This window comes from Blastococcus sp. CT_GayMR20, from assembly GCF_004570345.1.
This window is the reverse complement of the sequence record NZ_SPQM01000291.1, coordinates 1-1,706: the sequence shown is the minus strand read 5'-3', so window position 1 is coordinate 1,706 and position 1,706 is coordinate 1. Positions and strand designations below refer to the sequence as shown.

Annotated in this window: 1 protein-coding gene and 1 pseudogene; one reads left to right on the top strand and one right to left on the bottom strand. The window is 72.5% G+C overall.

Annotated elements, in window-relative coordinates; all coding sequences use genetic code 11:
* Positions 1-268: pseudogene (locus E4P40_RS27450) on the top strand (PAC2 family protein); the annotation flags it as partial.
* 87 nt (positions 269-355) lie between these two features.
* On the opposite strand, the gene E4P40_RS27445 reads toward E4P40_RS27450, so the two are convergent.
* Positions 356-1,666 carry an aromatic acid/H+ symport family MFS transporter gene (locus E4P40_RS27445; RefSeq protein WP_135161447.1) on the bottom strand — a complete coding sequence of 437 codons (1,311 nt, stop codon included), beginning with the start codon at positions 1,664-1,666 and terminating at the stop codon, positions 356-358.
* Positions 1,667-1,706: the final 40 nt, after the last annotated feature.

The following is a 1,706-nucleotide window of genomic DNA, read 5'->3' as shown; positions in this document are numbered from 1 at the left end:
CGAGCGGCTGACCGGCCTGCACCTGCCCACCGACTCGCTGCGCGAGGCGGCCGAGGTCCACCGCACCGAGGTCGACGAGCAGATCGCCCGGTCCAGCGAGAACCTCGCCGTGGTCGCCGCGCTCGAGCAGCAGTACGACGCGTTCACCGCCGCACGGGAGGGCACGGACCTGCTCAGCGACACCGGCGAGGTGCCCAGCGCCGAGGAGATCGGGGCGGAGTTCGAGCGCTTCCTGGCCGACCAGGACCGCAAGCGCCCGAGGGACTGAAGGACGCTCCGCGCCATGACGCCGACATGCGCATGGGGGCGGTTCTCGCCGTGCGGTTGACCGCCACCGTGCGCATCCCGGCGGGAATCAGCGACGGATCGCGCCCCGCACCGTCACGGCGAGGCTGAACGCGATCGCGCCGAGGGCGCCGACCACGGCGAACAGGTAGAAGCCACCGGGGAAGGCGTTGCCCGTCGCGAACAGCGCGCCGGTGATGACCGGCCCGACGATCGCGCCGATCCGCCCGGCTCCTGCCGACCAGCCGAGCGCGGTCGCGCGCACCTGTGCCGGGTGGTTGGCGCTGACGAAGGCGTACACGAGCACCTGCGCGCTGAACACGAAGCAGCCGGTCAGGAAGACCATGACGTAGATGCCCCCGATGGGCAGCCGGATCGACAGCAGCGCCAGGAACAGCGCCGCACCCGCGAACCAGGCGATGCCGGCGGCGCGGGCACCGATCCGGTCGGCCACCCCGCCGGCGACCAGCAGTCCGACGATGGCGCCGACGTTGAGGACGAGCAGGAACGCCAGCGCCGCCCCCAGCTCGTAGTCGGCCTCGCGCATGATCGTCGGCAGCCAGTTGTTGAGGCCGTAGACGAGCAGCAGCCCCATGAACGACGTGACGCCGATGACCACGGTGTTGCGGACGTAGGCGGAGGTGAACAACGTCTTCAGCGTCGCCCCGGCGGTCTCCCCCGCATGCGCCGCGATGGGGGCGACCGGGTCCTCCAGCTCCAGCCCGTTGCGGCGGGCGACCTCCTCGGCCTCCGCCCGGCGGCCGTGGGCGACGAGCCAGGACGCGGACTCCGGCAGCTGCTTGAGCATCAGCGGCACGAGCACCAGGGCCGGCAGCGCGCCGATGACGAACATCGCGCGCCAGCCGAGGTTCGGGATCACCACGATGGCCAGGGCGGCGGTGGTGACGGCTCCGACGTGGTAGCCGGTCATGATCGTCGTGGTGGCGCGGCCGCTGCGCCCGCTGCGCGTGAACTCGTTGACCATCGCGATCGCCGTCGGCAGGCAGCCGCCCAGGCCGAGACCGGCCAGGAAGCGGAGGACGCCGAAGACGCCCTCGTTCGGCGCGAACGCGCAGGCGAGGGTGAACAGCGAGAACGCGGTCACCGCGCCGATCAGCGCCTTGCGTCGGCCGATGACGTCGGTGAGCGTGCCGATGGTCAGCGCCCCGATCATCATGCCGACCAGGCCGATGGTGATGACGAACGTCGTCCCGGCGCCGGAGAGGGCCCACTCCTCCGGTGACTGGAGCGTCGGCACGACGGTGCCGACGACGACGAGGTCGAAGCCGTCCAGCAGGACGGCGACCCAGCAGAGGGGGGCGACCCAGCCCGCCGCCGCGCGGGCAGCGGTTGCCGAGCCGCGCTCGGATGTGGTGCTCACGCCGGAACCGTAGGTCCGTCCCGACGCGTCCGCGCCCCGG